Raw genomic sequence first — 17386 nt, 5'->3', positions numbered from 1 at the left:
GTTGGCTCCTGGACGGCTGTCGTTACAGCGGAGAGATGGGGGTGCGGGTGGACCACGGATGACGCTTTCAGTCAGCTCGCCTGATCCGCGAGGCTCAGCAGCCCGGACTGGACATGGTCGTAGATGAGGGCGGCCCGCTGGGCCTCGGTCAGCCAACGCGCTTGTGAGCCGTCCGGGGTGCGGTTGATCCATAGGACCTGGTCCACGGCCTCGGCGACGGTGTGCAAATGGCTGATGACGGTGACGAGCTTGTCGCCGCCGCTTTCGCGTCGCAGGACGCTGAGCGCCGATGACAGGGCGGTCGAGTCGAGGGCGCCGAAGCCTTCGTCGAGGAACAGCGAACCGAGCCGGGCGCCGTTGCGGCTGTGCAGCTCAATCAGTGCCAGCGCGAGCGCAAGGGAGGCAAGGAACGTTTCGCCGCCCGACAGGGTTTTGGGGCTGCGAGGTGTACGTGTGGCGAGGTTGACGATGCGGAAGTCGTCGCTGAAGCCGAACCGGCCGGACGACAGCTGGGAAAACAGCTGGCTGGCCAAGATGAGCAGGGATCGGGTCCGCTGGTCGGTCAGGTAGCGCAGAAACTTGCCGTCGGCCAGGTGGCTGTGCAGCCGGGTGAGCGTATTCAGGCGGGTGGTCGCGGATTCGATGGCGCGATCGAGTCGTTCGGCTGGCTCGATCTGTGTTTCGGCGCGCTGTGCGAGAGCCGCTTGCTCGCTGTGCTGGAGCCGTGCTGCGCCGATGGCCTCCGATATCGGGGCGAGCGCCTGCGGTTCGGACAACGCAATGTCGTCGGCGAGGCGCACCGGGGCGATGGCGCGGTCACCGCCCTGATCTCCCGCCTGCAGGTGGCGGGCCTGGCGGTGCAGGTCGGCGTGAGTGGCTTCCAGATCGCGGGCTGCCTGGTCGCGGGCGAGGCGTAGGTACCCGAGGAGCGTGGTGGTGGCAGCGGTCAGCTCTTGGCAGAAGGCGCGTAGCGCTGCGTCGTCCGTCTTGGCTTCTACTGGGGGGGACGGAAGCACGACTCTGGGGGCGGTGTCGGTGTTGGTGTCGAGCATCTGATGGGCGCGGTGGAGCGTGCCAAGGTAGGCGATGGCGGCGGTGTGCAGGGTGGTGAGCTGAACGGTGATCTCGGTGTCTCGCTGGTGCTCAAGCCGGGCCTGTTGTGTCTCGATCTCCGCTAGGTCGGCGGTGGCTTGCGCCAGTTCGGTTTGGGTCTGGGTGAGTTCCTTGCTGAGCCTGGCGCAGGTGGCGATGGCGGTCGTGATGTCTTCGTGGGTGATGGTGGATGGTGTGGCGTGCAGCGGCTCCCCTACCGCAGAGGGTAGGCGGCGCAGACTCTCGCGCACAGCGTCGATCGCCGCCCGGTGCTGTCGGCGAGCTTGGACATGTGCGACGGCGCGGGCGGCATGCTCCTGCCCCCGCGTGCTCAGCAGCGCACCCACGCTGCGGGCATCGGCGGCCGCGGTCTGAGCCTGCTGCCGGGCGCTATCGGCGGTCTCGGCCAAGGATCGGGCCAGGTGGTGTGCCGGAGCGCACAGCGATGCGGTCAGTTGCACGGCTCGTGCGTCGTCGTCCGTCTGGTCGTCGGCTGTTTCGGCTTCTGTCTGGCCTAGCAGCAGCGGGGCGGCGGTTTGGTCAAGGCGCTGGGCGAAGGTCTCGCCGTCGTGGTCTGCGGTCGTGACGGCCTCACCCGCCACGATCGCCGTGGAGCCTGCGGCGGCCAAGGCGGCCGCCAAGCGGTTGGCGGCACGGCTCGATGCGGTCGCGTGCTGCTCGGTGAGGGTGGCCAGTGCCTGCTCGGCGGTCTCTGCATGCCCTCGCGCGCGAGTCAGGGCCTCGGACCTGCGGGCGAGGTCGCCGTCGGCGCGCGCACGTTCCCGCTCCAGACGCTGCAGGTGAGCCGGGTCGACCGGCGCCGGTGGCTGGAATCCCGTGGGCAGGTCGCGGGTGCACACGCTGCAGCTGTCACCGGGACGCAGTCCGTGGCCGGCGGCGTGCGCGGCTTCCTCTCGCCGGGCCGCCTCGTGGTGCCGCATCGCAGTGGCAGCGGCGGTGCGCGCCTGCTCATGGGCTGCGTGCAAGGTGGGGAGTTCGCCCTGTGCGGCCAGGTGGGTGGCGTTGGCGGCGGTCACAGCCGCGGCTGCGTGCCCGGCTGTGATGGCGGCGGCCAGTGCGGCCCGGGTGGCGTTGTCCAGGGCGGCGACCTCGGCGGCGGCGCGCTCGGCCTGCTCGCGGAGGGTGGCGGCGCGAGTGGCGAGCGTGTCGGCCTCGCTGCGGAGTTGTTCGAGGTCGGTGGCCATGCGCTGAAGCTCGGCCTCTTCCTTGCCCAATGCGTGCTCGTCGGTGCTCAGCTGTGCCTGGGCGCCCAGGAGCGCCTCCTGCCGGGCGGGCAGATCGGTGAGCACGGCCTGCGCTCCAGCGATCGTCTTAGTGGTGATGCCCTGGTTGGCGGCTTGCTCCAGCCAGGTTTGGGCGTGCAGGTGCCGGGTGCGAGCAAGCCCGCGGCGTTCGATCAGTTGCCGCTGGGCTTTACCGAGGTCATGTGCAGCCTGGGCGACGCTGTCCAGCACCGTGGTGTCGGGCCGTGCGGCCGGTTGCGAGAGGTGGTCGAGGGCGACATCGAGGTAGTCACGGCGTCGGGCGTGCCGGCTGCACGATGTCTGCAGCTTTCGCATCGTCGCGTACGCGGTGCTTAGCCGGTTGGTCAGCCGCTCGGCCGCCTGGGCGGCGCCGCTGGCCTGCTCAGCACAGATGCGGGGCTGGTCGAAAAAGTCCCGGCGGGCCAGTTGCGCCAGGTGCAGCAACTCCTTGAGGCTGTCGCGCCGTCGTTCGGCGTGCGTGCGGGCCGTTTCCAAGAACCGCGTGCCGAAGATGCCTTTGAGCAGTTCGGCGCGTTCGGCGTCTGTGGCGGTCAGCAGCCGGTCGAAGCGGCCCTGGGGAAGCAGAACCGCCGCCTGGAACTCATCGCGTTTGAGTTTCAGCAGGTGCTCGACGCGGCGGTTGACGGCCCTGCTGTCGTCGACCTCCTCTCCGGTGTCCAGGTTCTGCAGCAGGTGCGTGCTCGGGCGGTTGTTGGCGTAGTAGACGCGGCACACCCGCCAGGTGTGCTCGTGATGGGTGAAGGTCAGGTCGACCGTCATGGCGCTGGCGCCGTCTGCGAGCAGTTCCCTGACCCGGTTGCTCCAGGAGGAGGCGCCATACAGGGCCAGGGTGATCGCCTCCAGGATGGAGGTTTTGCCCGCGCCGGTGTCGCCGAGGATGGCGATCAGCGCTTTGCCGGAGAAGTCCAGCGTCGGGGTCTGGCCGGGGTAGCTGCGCAGGCCGGAGAAGGTCAGCTGTAGCGGGCGCATCGGGTTCCTTCAAGACTCGAAAGGTGAGGTCACAGGCGGTCGTGGCCGGCCGGCAGGGCATCGCGCAGCATCTGTTCGACCGGGTCGGTGGTGACGTGGTCGTCGTCGCGGTCGGCGTCGCTCAGCAACGCCGTGAAGGCGTGCTGCAGCTGCTCGGCGTGCTGCGGGGTCAAGCCTGTCTCGGTGAGGTAGGCGAGAAACGATTCGCTCAGCTCGGGTTCGGGAGTGATGTCGCTGCGCGCCTCCAGGAGGGGCACGTCTTGCCAGCCGGGCAGCCGCTCGTCGAGCTCGACGAGGGTCGCACGCGGGATGATCGCCCGCACGCTGGCGGACAGACCCAGTCCCAGGCCGGCGCCGTCGACCTCGATGACAGCCTTGACGAACGCATCGCCGATGTCTTCGGCCTGCTCGGCCAGGCGATGCAGGTCGCCGGTAAAGGTCATCAACCGGCGGCCGGAGCGCAACGCGATGGTCTCCACTCGGGTCGGGCGAGCAGGCCCGGCCTCGACCAGGACGACGCTCTTGGTTTCGCCTTCCTCGCCGAAGTCCAGTTGCAGGGGGCTGCCCGCGTAGCGGGCGGTGATCCCGGCCCTGCCAATCGCCTGGGGCTTATGAATGTGGCCGAGCGCGTAGTAGGTCACGGCGGGCAGGGCGTCAGCCGGGCAGGCGTAGTCCTGAGTGATGTCGAGCGGCCGTTCGCTGTGCGACGGCAGGGCCCCTTCGACGAACAGGTGGGCAGCCATGATGAGGACGTCACGTGCAGGGTCGTGCCCGCAGCGCAGCCGGTTGGCCAGCTCCTGCTGGATCTGGCGCAGGTGGTGGGCATACACCTGACCGGCCTCATCAGGGCGGTCGCAATCGGCCAAGGCTCGGTTGCGGTGCACGAACGGCAGCGGGGCCAGCCGGATACGGTGGCCGTCATCGGAGGGAAAGGTCAAGATGCTCACCGCCGCAGGATCGGCGTTGGCCGCGGTGGCGATGAAGCGCAGCCGCGGCGGCCGCCCGTTCTCGCCGGCGGCCAGGGCGTTGACCAGCGTGTCCAGAGCTTGCAACAGGGCCGGTGAATCGTGGTTGCCGCCCACGACCACCGTGGGGGCCACGCCGGCCAGTTCCACCAGGGCGCGCACGCCCAGGCCGAGATCGGCGGCCGCGGGTCGGGCGCGGTCGAACAGGTCGCCGGTGTTGACGATGAGGTCGGGCTTGACCTCACGGGCGATGTCGGCGATCTCGGCCAGGACGGCCTCGAACTCGGTGTAGCGGCTGTGGTTGCCGGTCACTGTTCGTCCGATATGCCAATCCGAGACGTGCAGCATCCTCATGGCTAGCTCCTGTCGTTTTGACGCTCAGCAGCCCCCGATGACGCATCACGCTACAGCAAAGTTTGGGAAACCATGGAAATATTTGGAATTCTGGTAGCGTCGGAGAATGCACAGTGCTGAAGAGAGCTTGGATGAGCTGGAGAACCGCATGGGGCAGCTGCGGCAGGCGCTGCGCACGGCGATGGTGGAGCGGGACGCCGCCCGAGCCAGCGGCCTGCGTCGCGAACTGCGGCATGCGGAGACGCTGTGGCAGGACAAGGCCGCCGCCTTGGGCCAAGGCGAAGGCGCGGTGCTCACCGCCGCCGGCCCGCCGGCTGTCGATCGCGCGGTGACCGCACTGCTGCCCACCCGCGAGCAGGTTCATCAAGTGTTGTCCCTGCTGGAGGTCGCGGCGGCCCCTAAGCTGATCACCGCGGTGCACGGCGCGTTCTTCCCGGGCGAGCTGCCGGCCTCCCGGCTGGCCAGCATGCGCCGTGATGAGGAGCGCTCCTACCGATCGGCACCCAACGCCCGGCCGTATTATGTGTGCCCCGCCCTGACCGCCGACCGGCTCGCCCCTGCCCGGGCGCTGCTGACGGTGAGCACCTGGCCACTGGAGCGGCGCATCGTCGGCGCGCACAGTCCGCGCGTGGACTTTCTCACCGCCACCACCAAAATCGCTACCGCCATCGAATGGTTCGACCGGAGAGGCCCGCACTGGTTGGCCGATGCTCGGGCTCGCGCCGACCGGCTGCTGCGCAGTTTCGCTGTCAGCATCCCCGGCGCGCTGGCCCCGCCCGAGCTCAGCGGGCACGCCCCGCCGCTGGATCCCCGACAGGTGGCCGAGGCCGCCGAGGCCGAGCTCGCCGTGCATGTCGCCGTGGACCGCGCCGAGCGCGAGCAGGCGGCAGCCTGGGCCCGCCAACGGCTTCCTGAAACGGAACGGCTGTTCGGCACCCGCCTGCAAATGATCCGAAACGACGCGAGCTCGCACTGAAGCCGATGGCGCGTCTTCCCCCGTCCCTACGGCGCTACCAGCAAGGTCACCCGTGAATCCCACCGTGAACTCCACCACCGCGGCGCGGCTCGACGCGCTGCGCGGCGGTCAGCCGCCCGTCAACCACACCGCGCGCACCCTGGTCGGGCTATCGGCCAATCCCGGCTGCAGCCGGCGGGCCCTGCTGGACGCCTGCGGCGCCGACAAAGGAAAAGTCGCCCGTCAGGCCGGCTACCCGTGGCCGTTCGGTCAGTCGCCGTTCGCGCTTTCCCGCGGCAACGCCTTCGAACGCCAGGTGAAGGAGCATGGAGGGGCGCGTCTGCTCGCGCTGCTGCGCGAGAGCCTCGGCCTGCCGATCGAGCAGGTGGCCTACATCCCACTGGAGAGCGTGGGCGACAACGCCAACCGTGAGTTGCGCTATCGCCGCACCCGCCAGGTCCTGGCCCACGCCGCGCGCGGCGGCTCCAGCCCGGGGATCCTGTACGACCACCCCATGCTGCGCCTGGCCGTCGGCGGCCAACTCGTCTATCTGGAGCCCGACGTCATCGCCTTCAAGATCGGCGACAAGTTCCACGTCGTGGAAATCAAGTCGTTCCCGGTGATCGACCGGCAGGCGGACGGCACGCAGGTGGCGGCAGCGACCCGTCAGGCCGCCGTCTACGTGATCGCGCTGCGGGAGTTGTTCGCCGATGCCGGGCTGGACCCGGACCTGGTGGCCGCCTCGATCTTCCTGGTGACCCCGAAGAACTTCGGTAACACGCCGATCGCCACCCTCATCGATGCCCGCAAGCAGATCGCTATGATGACCACGCAACTGGCCCGCATGGACCGCATCGAGACGCTCGTGAAGCTGCTCCCCGCGCAGGTGAGCTTTGACCTCGCCGTGGACGCTGCCGGAGTGGCGAGGCGGCCGCAGGCGCAGCTGGCCGGCGACCTTCGCCAGGTTCCCGCCCGCTACCGGCCCGAGTGCCTGGATCATTGCGAGCTGGCCGGGCTGTGCCGCGCCGAGGCACGCCAGGACGACTCCCTCGATGTGTACGGGCCGGGCGTGGCCGATGTCTTGGGTGGCATCGGCACTGCACAGACCGCGCTGGCCCTGGCCGAGGGCCAGCGCATCCCGAGCGCCGACCAGACCGACGTCGCGCGCGCACTGCGGCACGCCGAGCGGTTGCGCACCGAGCTGGCCGCGGGCGCCGAGCTGGCCGGAGGTGCGGCATGAGCACTCTGCTCGCGCTCGCCCGGATACGCGCGGCCCGGCAGGGCCGCGCCGAGCCCCTGCGGCAGGTGCGCCATTACCACCTCGTCGACGAGCCCCTCGTCTTGGTCACCGCGGCGATGGCTGGGGAGGCCGCCGCGCCGCTGGCCTGCATGGTCGGCACCGATCGTCACCGGCCGGTGCTGCTGACCGTCAGCCAGCCGCGCAATCGCGACCAGCAGCAGGCCTTCTACGCCCAGCTGGCCGCCGTCGTCCTGCCTTACATCCGGCGGCGGGAGAACGCCCTGCAGCAGCTGCCCACCCATACCGGCAAGGCCGCCCGCCAACGGTGCGCGGACGCGCCCCAGCTGATCGTCGCCAACCGGGCTACCGTCGAACACCTGCGGCTGGTGGGCCGCTCGTTGCGGTTCCAGGGATCACGCGAGCCAGGCACGACGCAGGCGCCCGTGGCGCTGCTTGGCCGCTGGCTGACCTTCTTCACCGAACAGGCCGACTACCCCGGCTCATGCCTGCTGCTTCCTATGACCAGGCAGCTGGCCGCCCATTGGGCCAGCGGCCAAAGCGCGCTGGAGGATGAGAGCCTCGCGGCGCTGCTGGCCTGGATCGAGCCGCCGTCCGGGCTGAGCGGTGCCGAGGCGGCGTTGCGCACCGAGAACCCGGTGGAGTTTCCCCCGGCCGGACCGGCCACCGACCCGACCTTCGACCTGGTGGAACTCGAACCCCGCATGCGCGCCCACCGGCACGCCCTCGCCGCCGGCGATCACACGTCGGCGAACAGATCGGCCGCGAAGCTGGAGCGGGCACTGGATGCTCAGCTGAGGCCCACATGGAACCAGCTCTGGAGCGCTCTGGCGCTGCTGCGCGCCATTCCTCCGGCGGCACGGTGCGCGCGCCGCTGGGACGATGATCGCGACCAGTTCACCCGCCACAGCCTGCACCTGATGCACGGCGGCCCGCCCCAGCCGGTGCACGACCATCCGGTAGAGGCCGCCCGACGCCTGGCCGCGCTGGAGCGTGCCAGCCACATGTTCGAAGACGAACAAGCCCTCGACGACCCGTTCGTGCTGGCCGAACGCCGCGCCGCCGGCGCCGCCTTCGCCGGGATTGTGATCAGCCGCGAACCGGATCGCCAGGCCAGGAGTCCGAAGGGCCGCCGCGTCCTGCGCCCGCGCTTCACCGTCCGCACCGACGACCCTCCTCCGCTGACCCGCGACCAGGACCTGCTCAACCCCCATCGCCCCCGGGCCACCGCCCGTATCCACCAGATCACCCACGAACAGAGCGGCACCCACCTCATCATCATGGAGATCACCAGCGGCATGGGCACGCCCAGCAGACCGGCGGCCGATGCCGTCCCCGAACTCGGCGAGCGGGTCTGCTACACCGCCTCTCCCAGTCAATGGGCGCAACCCGAGTTCCCCTCCCGCGATCAGACTCCCTGGACCCACAGCCACCCTGTCCCACCGGCGCCCGCGCGCGACCTCGATCCGCACGACGCCGACCCGGCATGAGCGCCTGCCTCATGATGGCGGCACCCCCATCCCCCGCCCGCCTGAGCGCGGCATCGTTCCCGGAGCCAGCCGATGACCTCCCTCCTTTCTGACCCTGCAGCCACCGCCCGGGCAGCCGTCCAAACCGTTCTGGACGACCTGGCCGCCATCGATCGCACCGGCGGCCGCGGTGTCGTCGTGGACTCTCCGCCCGGTGCCGGCAAGTCCACGCTGGTGCGCACCGCCGCCCGGGACCTGGCCAAAGCGGGCGAACCCGTCATGATCATCGCTCAGACCAACAACCAGATCGCCGGCCTGGCCGCCGGCCTGGCCGCCGAAAATCCGGGGCTGCGCCTGGGTCGCCTCAGCGGCGAGGACTATGCCGCCGCCCGCAGCCCGCTCGCCCGTTTCAGCAACATCAGCATCGACACCAAGATCATCGGCCTGAACGAGTGCGCTATCGTGTTGGCCACCGCCGCCAAGTGGGCGCGTGTCAAAGATCATCGCTGGCGTTGGGCCATCGTGGATGAGGCCTACCAGATGCGCTCGGACGCGCTGTTGCTGGTGGCGTCCCAATTCGAGCGCGGCCTGTTCGTAGGTGACCCCGGTCAGCTCGATCCGTTCACCACCGTGACGACCGAACGCTGGACCGGCCTGACCTATGATCCGCGCCACAACGCCGTCGACGTGCTGCTCGCCCACCAGCGCGCGGCCGTGGTGGAGCGCCGGCTGCCGGTTTCCTGGAGATTGCCAGCCAGCGCGGCGGCTCTAGTCTCGCCGGCTTTCTACCCCTACACTCCGTTCGCCGCCGGAGTCGCCAACGGGGTCCGGGAGTTGCACTTCACCACCGCCGGGGTGCGCTCACCGTTGGATGACACCCTCGATCTGGCCCGCCGCACCGGTTGGGCCCTGCACCAACTGCCCGCCCGCCACACCTCACGCACCGACGGCGAGGTGGCCCAGGCGGCGGCGGGGCTGGCCGCCCGGCTGCTGGCGCGCGGCACCGTCGAACGCTGCGAGCACCATCCCGGCGGACGCCCCCTCCTCCCCGATGACATCGCCATCGGCGTCGTGCACCGCGACCAGGCCGAGCAGATCAGACGGCTACTGCCCGGCACCAACGTCCCCGGCGCTGAGCGGGTGGTTGTCGACAACGCCAACCGACTGCAGGGACGGCAGTTCGAGGTGGTCATCGTAGTCCACCCTTTGTCGGGCCGCCGCGACGCCACTGCCTTCCACCTGGAGGCGGGTCGGCTGTGTGTGCTGACCTCACGGCACCGCCATGCCTGCATCATCGTTGCGCGAGCAGGGATTCCGCACCTGTTGGACGCCCATCCCGCTACCGACCCGGTCCACCTCAACGTCCCCGTCAAGTTTCCCGACGGCTGGCAGGCCCATCACAGCGTGCTCAACCACCTGCAAATCCACACGATCGCCGCCCCCGGCTGAGGCGAGATCCCCAAGCCGAACGCCGCTTGCGGTCGTGGCAGGTGCCTTACCGGGGCACCCCACGCGAAAACGGAATGGCACGGCGGTTGCTCAGGTGCCCAATAGGCCTACCTACGTTTAGTCGTCGGCCATGATGTGACTCGCAGCCGCTGGCCCGGGCGCGAGCGCGGCGTGGCTCTTTGCGGTCGAGCCGTGTCAGATCGCCCGGGCGAGGTGCCCTTCGATAGGACGATAGTCGGCGCCCCTGCGCCAGGTCGCCTCGTGAGGGCCTGTGCGAGAGCCCCTTCATTCGCACTTTCCGCCGACCACTCCTTCGGATCATCGAACACGAGGTCGAAAATCGCGTGCGGTACAAGCGGAGGCGCCGAAAGCGGTAGCGGCGGTCGGCCAGCGAGATCATTTCGCCTAACAGTAATCGACCTACGACAGGCTCGCCCAGCAGCCACGAACGGCCGGCGCCCTTTGTGCAGGTCTCTGCCCAATTCAAGAGATCGTCTCAAATATGAGTAGCCGCATGATCACTCCCACACCACTGGGTCTCGCTGGCGTATCGTCATGAACGCGCCGCAAGCCAGCGGGCCAGCGATGCGGCGACACTCTCTCCCTGTGCCTCCAGTTGGCCGGGGGGTTGCAGACATTGCCACGGCGAGGGGGCTGCGGGATTGAGGCGCCATCGTGTCTGCGCGCCCTGTCCATGGGAAATAAGCAGGTCCATGTGCTGCCAGAAGGTCAGCAGGTCGGCCATGGTCGTGACCTTGGCGCAGCCGCACTCGGCGACGAAGTCGTCAAAAACAGATTGCCAGTGCCGCCAGAAGGTTGCTGCCTTGCGCGTCGCCGCACGTATCGACTGAACAGTGGGATGTTCGTCGATGCACGCGCTCTTGCTGACCGCTAGCAAGTCGTGGTCAAGAGGCCGTATGCCGTCCCAGATTTCCGACGCTAGCCACGCCTCCCCCTCCGCCCACCTGCCGCGGCTGCGCGCGGCGGCAGCCGAGGCAAGCTCGCTGACGGTCACCGGGGTGGGCTGGAGAAGCGCTCCGAGGATCTCACCGGCGCGAGGACAGAGCTGCGGCCAGCGCAGCGTATGGAGACGCTGAGTCGCCTGTGCGTGCGTCTCAGCAATTGCCATCGCTGCGGATGTCTCCCACGAGGTCCCGGTCGGCCTGGGAGGGGCAGGGATATCAAGCCGGAGGGGGCCCCGCCCGTACCGAGTCACCCACTCTTCAGCCACAGACATGGCCTGATCGTCAAGAGCATCCTCGATCGCTTGCCGGTAGCGCTGCTGTGCTTGCTGCAGGACGGCACGTCGTTGCTGTTCGGCAGCCGTGAGATGGGCGTGGCAGTGGGCAGCGCCGATACCGGCGTGGATGGAGTTGGCGCATGCCTGTCGTTTTACGGTGAGGCCACTACAGAGTGCCTTCGGCTCCGCATCGGGAAAGGTGGCATTCTCGATCGCCTCACGGAAGCCCGGATCCAGCACGGGACGCGCATGCCGCTCGCCCGGCGGCCGGATCACCGATGGATCAGTGCCAGCTTCGCGCGCTTGAGCAAAGACGGCACGAACGCGCGGCGGTCCGCTGCTCCACGATGGAGCGCGTGGAAGATTCGACTCGACAATCACCGCCGCGTGGGCGGCGATGTGGAGCATGTCGGTGATCTCGCTGTGAGCCTGGAGCTCCTCGAGCAGGTTCAGCTGCGCGCCGTTGATGAGTCGCAGGATCGTCTGGATCTCGATGGCGAGTTGGGCAGCCTGGGTCAGGAGCCAGGCCGGCGAGATCCGGCCTGCCATGTTCAAACGTGCTGGCGTGACAGTCCTCGCCGTGTCCAACAGGTCAAGCGTCATGGGGTGGCCCTCTATGTCATGTTGCCGACGCATCTTGAGGTGTCCTGAACATCCCAGGAATGATGAGACCGCTCCACCTCCCCAACACAATCTGTACCAACGCTGGTACAGACCTTGAGGGATCATGCGCGCGAACGTGTTTGAGTGCCGCTACCGCCCTCGCCTCGTATCGCTGAGCTGCGAAGACAGTTCGGCATGCGACTGCGGGTGATGCGGGAGCAGCGAGGGCTGACCCAGGAGACGCTCGGGGAACTGGCCGAGGTAGACCGTAAGACCGTGAATCGGATCGAGAACGGCATGTTCAGCCCGCATCTCGACAAGGTGTTCCAGATCGCCGACGCTCTTCGCGTACCTGCCAGTCATCTGTTCGAGTTTGAGCAGATGGAGACAGGACAGGCTGACGGCCACGCATGAAGCGAGGGGCGATGCGGTCACCGGTTCAGGATGCTCGGCATCCAGCTATAGGGTTGTAACCGAAATTGATATCGCCGGAGGACCAGGCGATATCAATTTCCAAGGCGACGCCGCTAAGCCGGGACTTTGAAGCAACCCCTCAGGCATGATCCATTAGTGACGCAAGAAGTCACAGGCGGACCATGATAACGAAGTCCAAAACTCGCGCCGCTCCGCTTCGCAGCCCGTCTGATAAGCAAGGACGGCGCCGCCGGCCAACAATACCACCCCGCTATGGTCGGTGATCACGCAAGCGTGTCGATCGCATAGAGAACGTCGGCGTGGAGTGTTGGCAGCTCTCCGGCTTCGCGGTGTACCAGGCCTCGCAATCCGAGAACTTCGGCAGACCCAGGATCCACATATCCATGGGCCGCAGTGGAGTGCAAGGCGGACATGAGATGGACTGCTTCGATGAGAGTGAGGGGAAGCCGCCGCTGGGCCTGGGTCGCCAGAACCTCATCGATTTCAGCTGTTAAAAACTCGGGAAAGGCTTCCAGGTGGACCAAATCCCCGACGCGGACCAGGTGCAGGCCTGTGCCGATGAGCCTCACCTGGAGATCCTGAACCGCCTCCCGCACTCGGGATAATTTCCAACGCAGCGCGGTCGCCAGGTCACGCTCATGTACCTGGCCATGCCGGGAGAGCGCCGCCTCGATTACCGAGTCATCGGAAGCTGGTGCACGCTTCCGTGACGGGGCACGTCCGAGAAGCAAATTGATATCAATGCCCAGCAGATCGGCAATACGAACGACCGCATCCACGCTGAGACCTGCCAGGGATCCAGCACAACGCAGCTCAGAGAGTGACGTCCCGACTCGCATGGTGAATTCCGCATCATGTACTCCTAGCTCCACCATGCGGTTTCGGATCAGTTCCAGGTCCAGCATGCTACGTCGCACCTTTCTCGAAAACGTCTGCTGCCGTGGGCTCACCGTCGTCAACCACGCAATGGAGCGGCGCGCCGATGCGCCAGCACCGAGCCTGCAGGTCCCAGGGGCGAACACCCTGACGGCGGCTGATCAGCGCGTGAACAGGTAGAGCACAACGGCGAGCGCTATTCAGCAGGATTTGGTCGCTGCGACCGAAGCCGTCAGCCAACAACGAGGAGTCGTCGGAGGCGCCGCAGCGTAGAAGAAACAGTCGCGCTGCGCCCACAAGAGGTTGGACGTAGGGCGGGATGCCGTACTCTACGAGGCTTCCCGGGTGAGACGGATCGGCACTGAGGCGCTCATGAACAGCCAGGTGAGACGCATCACCGCTGAGGGCAGAGATAGGGACGGCGATCAGCTGGCGCGCCGACAAGCCAGTCAGGAGAACCAGAGCAAGTGCGGCAGCATGAACAGGGTGCACGACACGCGTGCGGATGCGCTCAGCATCGTCAGCGGTGAAATGAATAGTGAGTCCTCGACCAGTGGCCTGGTGCAATGGACTGGGTAGCGCAAGAAGCAGCCCATGGGCCAAAAATCCGGCCTGGGCGCCGCGAATTCGCGTGATTGCATGTTCTCTTGTCGGACAATCGGCAACCAGGCCTGCCAGGAACAGACGAAGCTGATCGATGTCGCCAACTTTGAAAGGAGTATGACCTCGATGAAAGAGATCGTCGCGCGCAGGCAGGTGTTGAAGGGCTGCGGCCTCGCCTGTCGCCCACAGACGGCCGTCCAACCTCGCAGGTGTGATCGCGGGCGCTGGTTGATCTTCGACGCTTGCGGCATCAAGCTTCTGCAGGTCAGGCTGATTGACAATCCACGCGCAGGCGAGGGACGTTCCGTCGAGGTAGAGGTTATGGATTCGCTTGAACGTACGTCTGGCGTTTGCGTCGCCACCGGTAGAGCACTCACGCTGAGCGTCAGCCAGGTAATGGAGGAAATCGCTGGTGGGCACGAACGGCAGTGGATACTCCAAGGCCTCCGTCAATTCCTGGGAGCTGGGAAGATCTCTTCGGTAAGAGCCCAGGTGTAGGGCGGCACGAAAGGCCTCGGGACCCCGCCATGCGACCAGGCATTGGCGTCGAGGCATGTTCGTGACAGCTCTTCTCGCCCAAGGCCTGCACCTAAATCTCGCGGCCACCATGGCTGCCCCGACCGTGTCAACGATCTTCACCGGGCATGCTGAGCCAACGGCCTCCTGCCAATTCTCAGGAGCCGGCGCGTGCCAGATCACAGTGAGTGCCGCACCGATGCCTTCCGTGACGGCACGGAGATAGACCAGCTGCTCTGTGCTCAAACGATGTCCGCGAAGAACGATGACGTGCCACACTCCTTCCGCTTCGGCCCACGCATGCGCCAAGTGCAGCAATTGAGGCAAGTAGCCCCGACCACGTGTGATCTCGGAAACCTCGTCCAGGGACTTGCCTAGCGCATCGAGTAAGGCAAGTGCGCTGTCGGTGCCCGTCACTGTGCCCGGAGTGGGGTCAATTACCAGGCAGCCTGAGCTTGGATCATGAACGTCCCAGGCATCGCTCACGAATCGATGATCGTCGGCGGCGTCCAGCACAACAGTTATCCCGCCCGATCTTGTCCCTTCGACACTCATCCGCGCCCACCCAGTTTGCTGAAGACATGAAGCAACAGCGGTCGGTTGACCTGCTGCTGACCGGTGCGCTCAAGCATCCGGACGAGGTGATATGTGAGCTTTGCCCATAGGCGGAAGTTCCCGTGAGCGGCGTGTTCATCGATGAAATCGAGATCGTCCGGAGCTGCCTCCGCCCAGATCGGATGGAAGACCGGCATGACCTGCCTCACTTGTGAGGTGCTCAGCCGACGAAACTCCTGCCAGATGAAGATTCGCGAGGCAAGCATCGGCTCACGCCGCAGTACCCTGTAGCAGTCACCGCCTCCCACAAAGATAACCGCCATCTCGGTGCGCCGATCATCCCATAAGTGCCGCCAGTACTCGAAGCACTCCGGGGATTGCCACTGGGCTTCGTCGCAAACGAAGATACGGAGCTGCTCGGCCAAGACCGTTTTCAGTAGCCGATCGAACTCGGCGGGCCGTGCAGGCATCCTGCCGCTGATACCGAGAGCTGAGAACAGGGAGTGACGCAGGTAGCGTGGTGTTGGACGTTCCCTCAGTTGAATGCGGAACGTTGACTCGGGCGCAAGGTCTCGCAGTGTCTGGTTAACCGAAAGCGTTTTGCCCAGCCCGGCATCTCCGTGAATGCACATCATGGCGTGCGCATCGATGACCTCCCCGATGTTGTAGAGCGTCTCTTGGAGTGCGTCTGTAGCCACGACATTGGCCTCAGGAAGCCTGAGGTAGTGATCTTCGGCGGGCATACCCAGACGAAATGAGTCCTCATCCAGTCGGCTCAGGGGATCCCCCTTCGCTCTCCGATGGGACCACACCCTGCTCAGGCGACAGGGTCTCAGGCCGGGGCACATTCGACGCTGGCTCGGCGTCTGGTGCGATGCCGAGCGTAGAGGCAGAGCGCGGCAGGACCCAGCCGCGAGGCAACGATTGCGGCTGAATCTTGATGGGGGACGCCAGTCGGGCCATCGCATCGTCATCAACCGCCTGGCTCGCATGCCGCGCCTCGTCAGCAGTGATCGCGGTGATCTTAGGTGGCGTAACGGGCGTGCTGACCGCTGCGTACCGTTCTCGGCGTATGCGTTCCGCCGCCCGCAGATCGCTCAGCAACTGTCGAGACTGACGAGCGCGGGCGTCTCTCACTCTCCGCCGTTGGTCAGGTGTCGCTTGATCCGACAGGAAAGCTGACCCCAAGTAGCGTCCATTGTCTGCACTGAACACCTCAACTTGGCGTTCATTATTAGGCAAGCACTTCAGCGTTACCGACTCACCCACCCTCCCGGTCATCCAGCTATCCGAGTAGTACCGATTCCTGCCTCGCCGTACTCCTTTCTTGGTGATCTTACGGATCACCCCATCCTCTTCTAAAGTGAGGATGTGCAGTTCGCGATCGGCGATTTGGTGAATGGGCGTGGGATCCGCATTCCATGCTTGGGCTGGCGTGGAACCTGTCGCCTCCAGTCGATGGTCGTTGTTCCACCACTGCGCCCACTGCAAGACTTCGGCGACGAATGCCTCAAAGGTCAATCCCGGCTGGTCGGGGTCGAGAGGCTTGCCGTCGATCGAGAGCTGCGCTTGCCGGGCGCGAGGCAGGGCGTTGACCCTCATCTTGACGAAAGCGCCGTTGAGGCTTTCCACTGTGCCTTTAAGGTAAGGAGAGTAGCCAGGAAGGTCCTCCACGATGACCGCTAGGCGCTGCAGTGTGGATGAAACGGTCTTCGACAGGAAGTCTCGCCCGCGATCGACGCGGATCCTGGAGGGCAAACCACCGAAGGGATAGTCGGGTTCGCACTCGATCGCTGCACGCAGCGCCACGATGATGCTCTGGCGATTGGGGTAGCTCGCCGACACCGACAACCCGCAGATGACATTGGTGGCGCAGTCGATGAACCACGTTACCCATGGTTTGCGCCAGACGCCATCGAGCTCCACTTCAAGAGGCGCTTCGAGGTGATCGGCTTCCCAGACTTCATTGCGATGCCCAGGGGGGCGACGCAAATAGACGTAATGGTCGCGCAGGCCCCGTTCACCCACGCGATATCCAGCGCGCTCGCCCGGGGTGAGATCCCGACGTACCGCCCGCAGCAGAGTGGGCAGGCTCGGTGCCGGCACACCGTCGTTTGCGGCCAGTTCAGCCAGTTCCCGATGGACCGCTGAGACATTGCCGCGCCAGTAGGCCAGCCGCACTCGCAGTTCGGCAGTCACCTCGAACCGCGACCGCTGCCCATAGCCGGATTGTCCGGTTGCCAGCGCCTTGCTCAGCCAGCGTTGGACTGTCCGGGAGCTAACGTCACAACACTCGGCCACTAGCGAGATGTGCTCACCGGTTATCTGCCCGGCCTTGTGCAGGCACACCAAGCGCTCCACTGCAGCCTGGCGTAGGTCACGGCTGTGGGGTGCATTGTCGCGGTCACGATTTGTTCGCCGAGAGTCGCCTATCTCCATCACCTCCTGGAGCACTGACTGAGGTAGGGCATGGCACCTGGTTGTGAGCTCCGCACAGAGACTCATCACACATCGTTACGGATATCGCACTTAGCGCTATTCCCTGACGTTACTCCTGTATCGTGAGGCCGTCCAGAACCATCAAATCGCTACGCTGGCAACGATGATTGCTAGCACCGGCCACATCGAGGCGTAGTGGACGATGATCTCTCAGAGCTGATCCCGCTCAGCCGCCTGCCGATCGTTCTGCCCGACAAAGGGTCCAGACCGCCCGCGCGAGAGCCGGCCGAACTTCTGGCTCTACTAAGCAAAGTCGAAGCGA

Annotated in this window: 12 protein-coding genes; 5 read left to right on the top strand and 7 right to left on the bottom strand. The window is 66.3% G+C overall.

What is annotated here, in order from left to right:
* Positions 1–71 precede the first annotated feature (71 nt).
* Positions 72–3347: an SMC family ATPase gene (locus AB0I67_RS16250; RefSeq protein WP_357923746.1), complete on the bottom strand. Its 3276-nt coding sequence runs from the start codon at positions 3345–3347 to the stop codon at positions 72–74.
* Between the two features lie 29 nt (positions 3348–3376).
* Positions 3377–4666, bottom strand: a complete 1290-nt coding sequence (locus AB0I67_RS16245; protein ID WP_357923744.1) for an exonuclease SbcCD subunit D — start codon at positions 4664–4666, stop codon at positions 3377–3379.
* A gap of 106 nt (positions 4667–4772) precedes the next feature.
* Here AB0I67_RS16245 and AB0I67_RS16240 point away from each other — a divergent pair, with 106 nt between their 5' ends.
* From AB0I67_RS16240 to AB0I67_RS16225, 4 genes are all read left to right on the top strand, one after another.
* The gene (locus tag AB0I67_RS16240) at positions 4773–5642 is read left to right on the top strand and encodes a hypothetical protein (protein WP_357923742.1); all 870 of its coding nucleotides are present in this window, start codon (positions 4773–4775) and stop codon (positions 5640–5642) included.
* Positions 5643–5706: 64 nt separating this feature from the next.
* Complete coding sequence (locus AB0I67_RS16235) at positions 5707–6861, top strand: hypothetical protein (protein ID WP_357923740.1); 1155 nt, start codon at positions 5707–5709, stop codon at positions 6859–6861.
* Complete coding sequence (locus AB0I67_RS16230) at positions 6858–8369, top strand: hypothetical protein (RefSeq protein WP_357923738.1); 1512 nt, start codon at positions 6858–6860, stop codon at positions 8367–8369. Before AB0I67_RS16235 ends, AB0I67_RS16230 begins: the two co-directional genes overlap by 4 nt.
* 72 nt (positions 8370–8441) lie before the next feature.
* Positions 8442–9797 carry an AAA family ATPase gene (locus AB0I67_RS16225; RefSeq protein ID WP_357923736.1) on the top strand — a complete coding sequence of 452 codons (1356 nt, stop codon included), beginning with the start codon at positions 8442–8444 and terminating at the stop codon, positions 9795–9797.
* 553 nt (positions 9798–10350) lie between these two features.
* Here AB0I67_RS16225 and AB0I67_RS16220 read toward each other — a convergent pair.
* On the bottom strand, positions 10351–11640 hold the full coding sequence (locus AB0I67_RS16220) for a hypothetical protein (protein WP_357923734.1): 1290 nt from the start codon (positions 11638–11640) through the stop codon (positions 10351–10353).
* A 195-nt stretch (positions 11641–11835) separates the two neighbouring features.
* On the opposite strand from AB0I67_RS16220, the gene AB0I67_RS16215 reads away from it, so the two are divergent.
* Positions 11836–12054, top strand: a complete 219-nt coding sequence (locus AB0I67_RS16215) for a helix-turn-helix transcriptional regulator (RefSeq protein WP_357923732.1) — start codon at positions 11836–11838, stop codon at positions 12052–12054.
* A gap of 284 nt (positions 12055–12338) precedes the next feature.
* Here AB0I67_RS16215 and AB0I67_RS16210 read toward each other — a convergent pair whose 3' ends face one another.
* The 4 genes from AB0I67_RS16210 to AB0I67_RS16195 form a co-directional block, all read right to left on the bottom strand.
* The gene (locus AB0I67_RS16210; RefSeq protein ID WP_357923730.1) at positions 12339–12980 is read right to left on the bottom strand and encodes a hypothetical protein; all 642 of its coding nucleotides are present in this window, start codon (positions 12978–12980) and stop codon (positions 12339–12341) included.
* Between the two features lies 1 nt (position 12981).
* A complete protein-coding gene (locus AB0I67_RS16205; RefSeq protein WP_357923728.1) occupies positions 12982–13995 on the bottom strand; it encodes a hypothetical protein in 1014 nt (337 codons plus the stop codon).
* 626 nt (positions 13996–14621) lie between these two features.
* On the bottom strand, positions 14622–15368 hold the full coding sequence (locus tag AB0I67_RS16200) for an ATP-binding protein (protein ID WP_357923726.1): 747 nt from the start codon (positions 15366–15368) through the stop codon (positions 14622–14624).
* 19 nt (positions 15369–15387) lie between these two features.
* A complete protein-coding gene (locus tag AB0I67_RS16195) occupies positions 15388–16986 on the bottom strand; it encodes a Mu transposase C-terminal domain-containing protein (RefSeq protein ID WP_357923724.1) in 1599 nt (532 codons plus the stop codon).
* Positions 16987–17386 lie beyond the last annotated feature (400 nt).

It is taken from the genome of Nonomuraea sp. NPDC050310 (assembly GCF_040655795.1).
Taxonomy (GTDB): domain Bacteria; phylum Actinomycetota; class Actinomycetes; order Streptosporangiales; family Streptosporangiaceae; genus Nonomuraea.
Note: the sequence above shows the minus strand (reverse complement) of the source record. Positions and strands in the feature narration are given on the sequence as shown.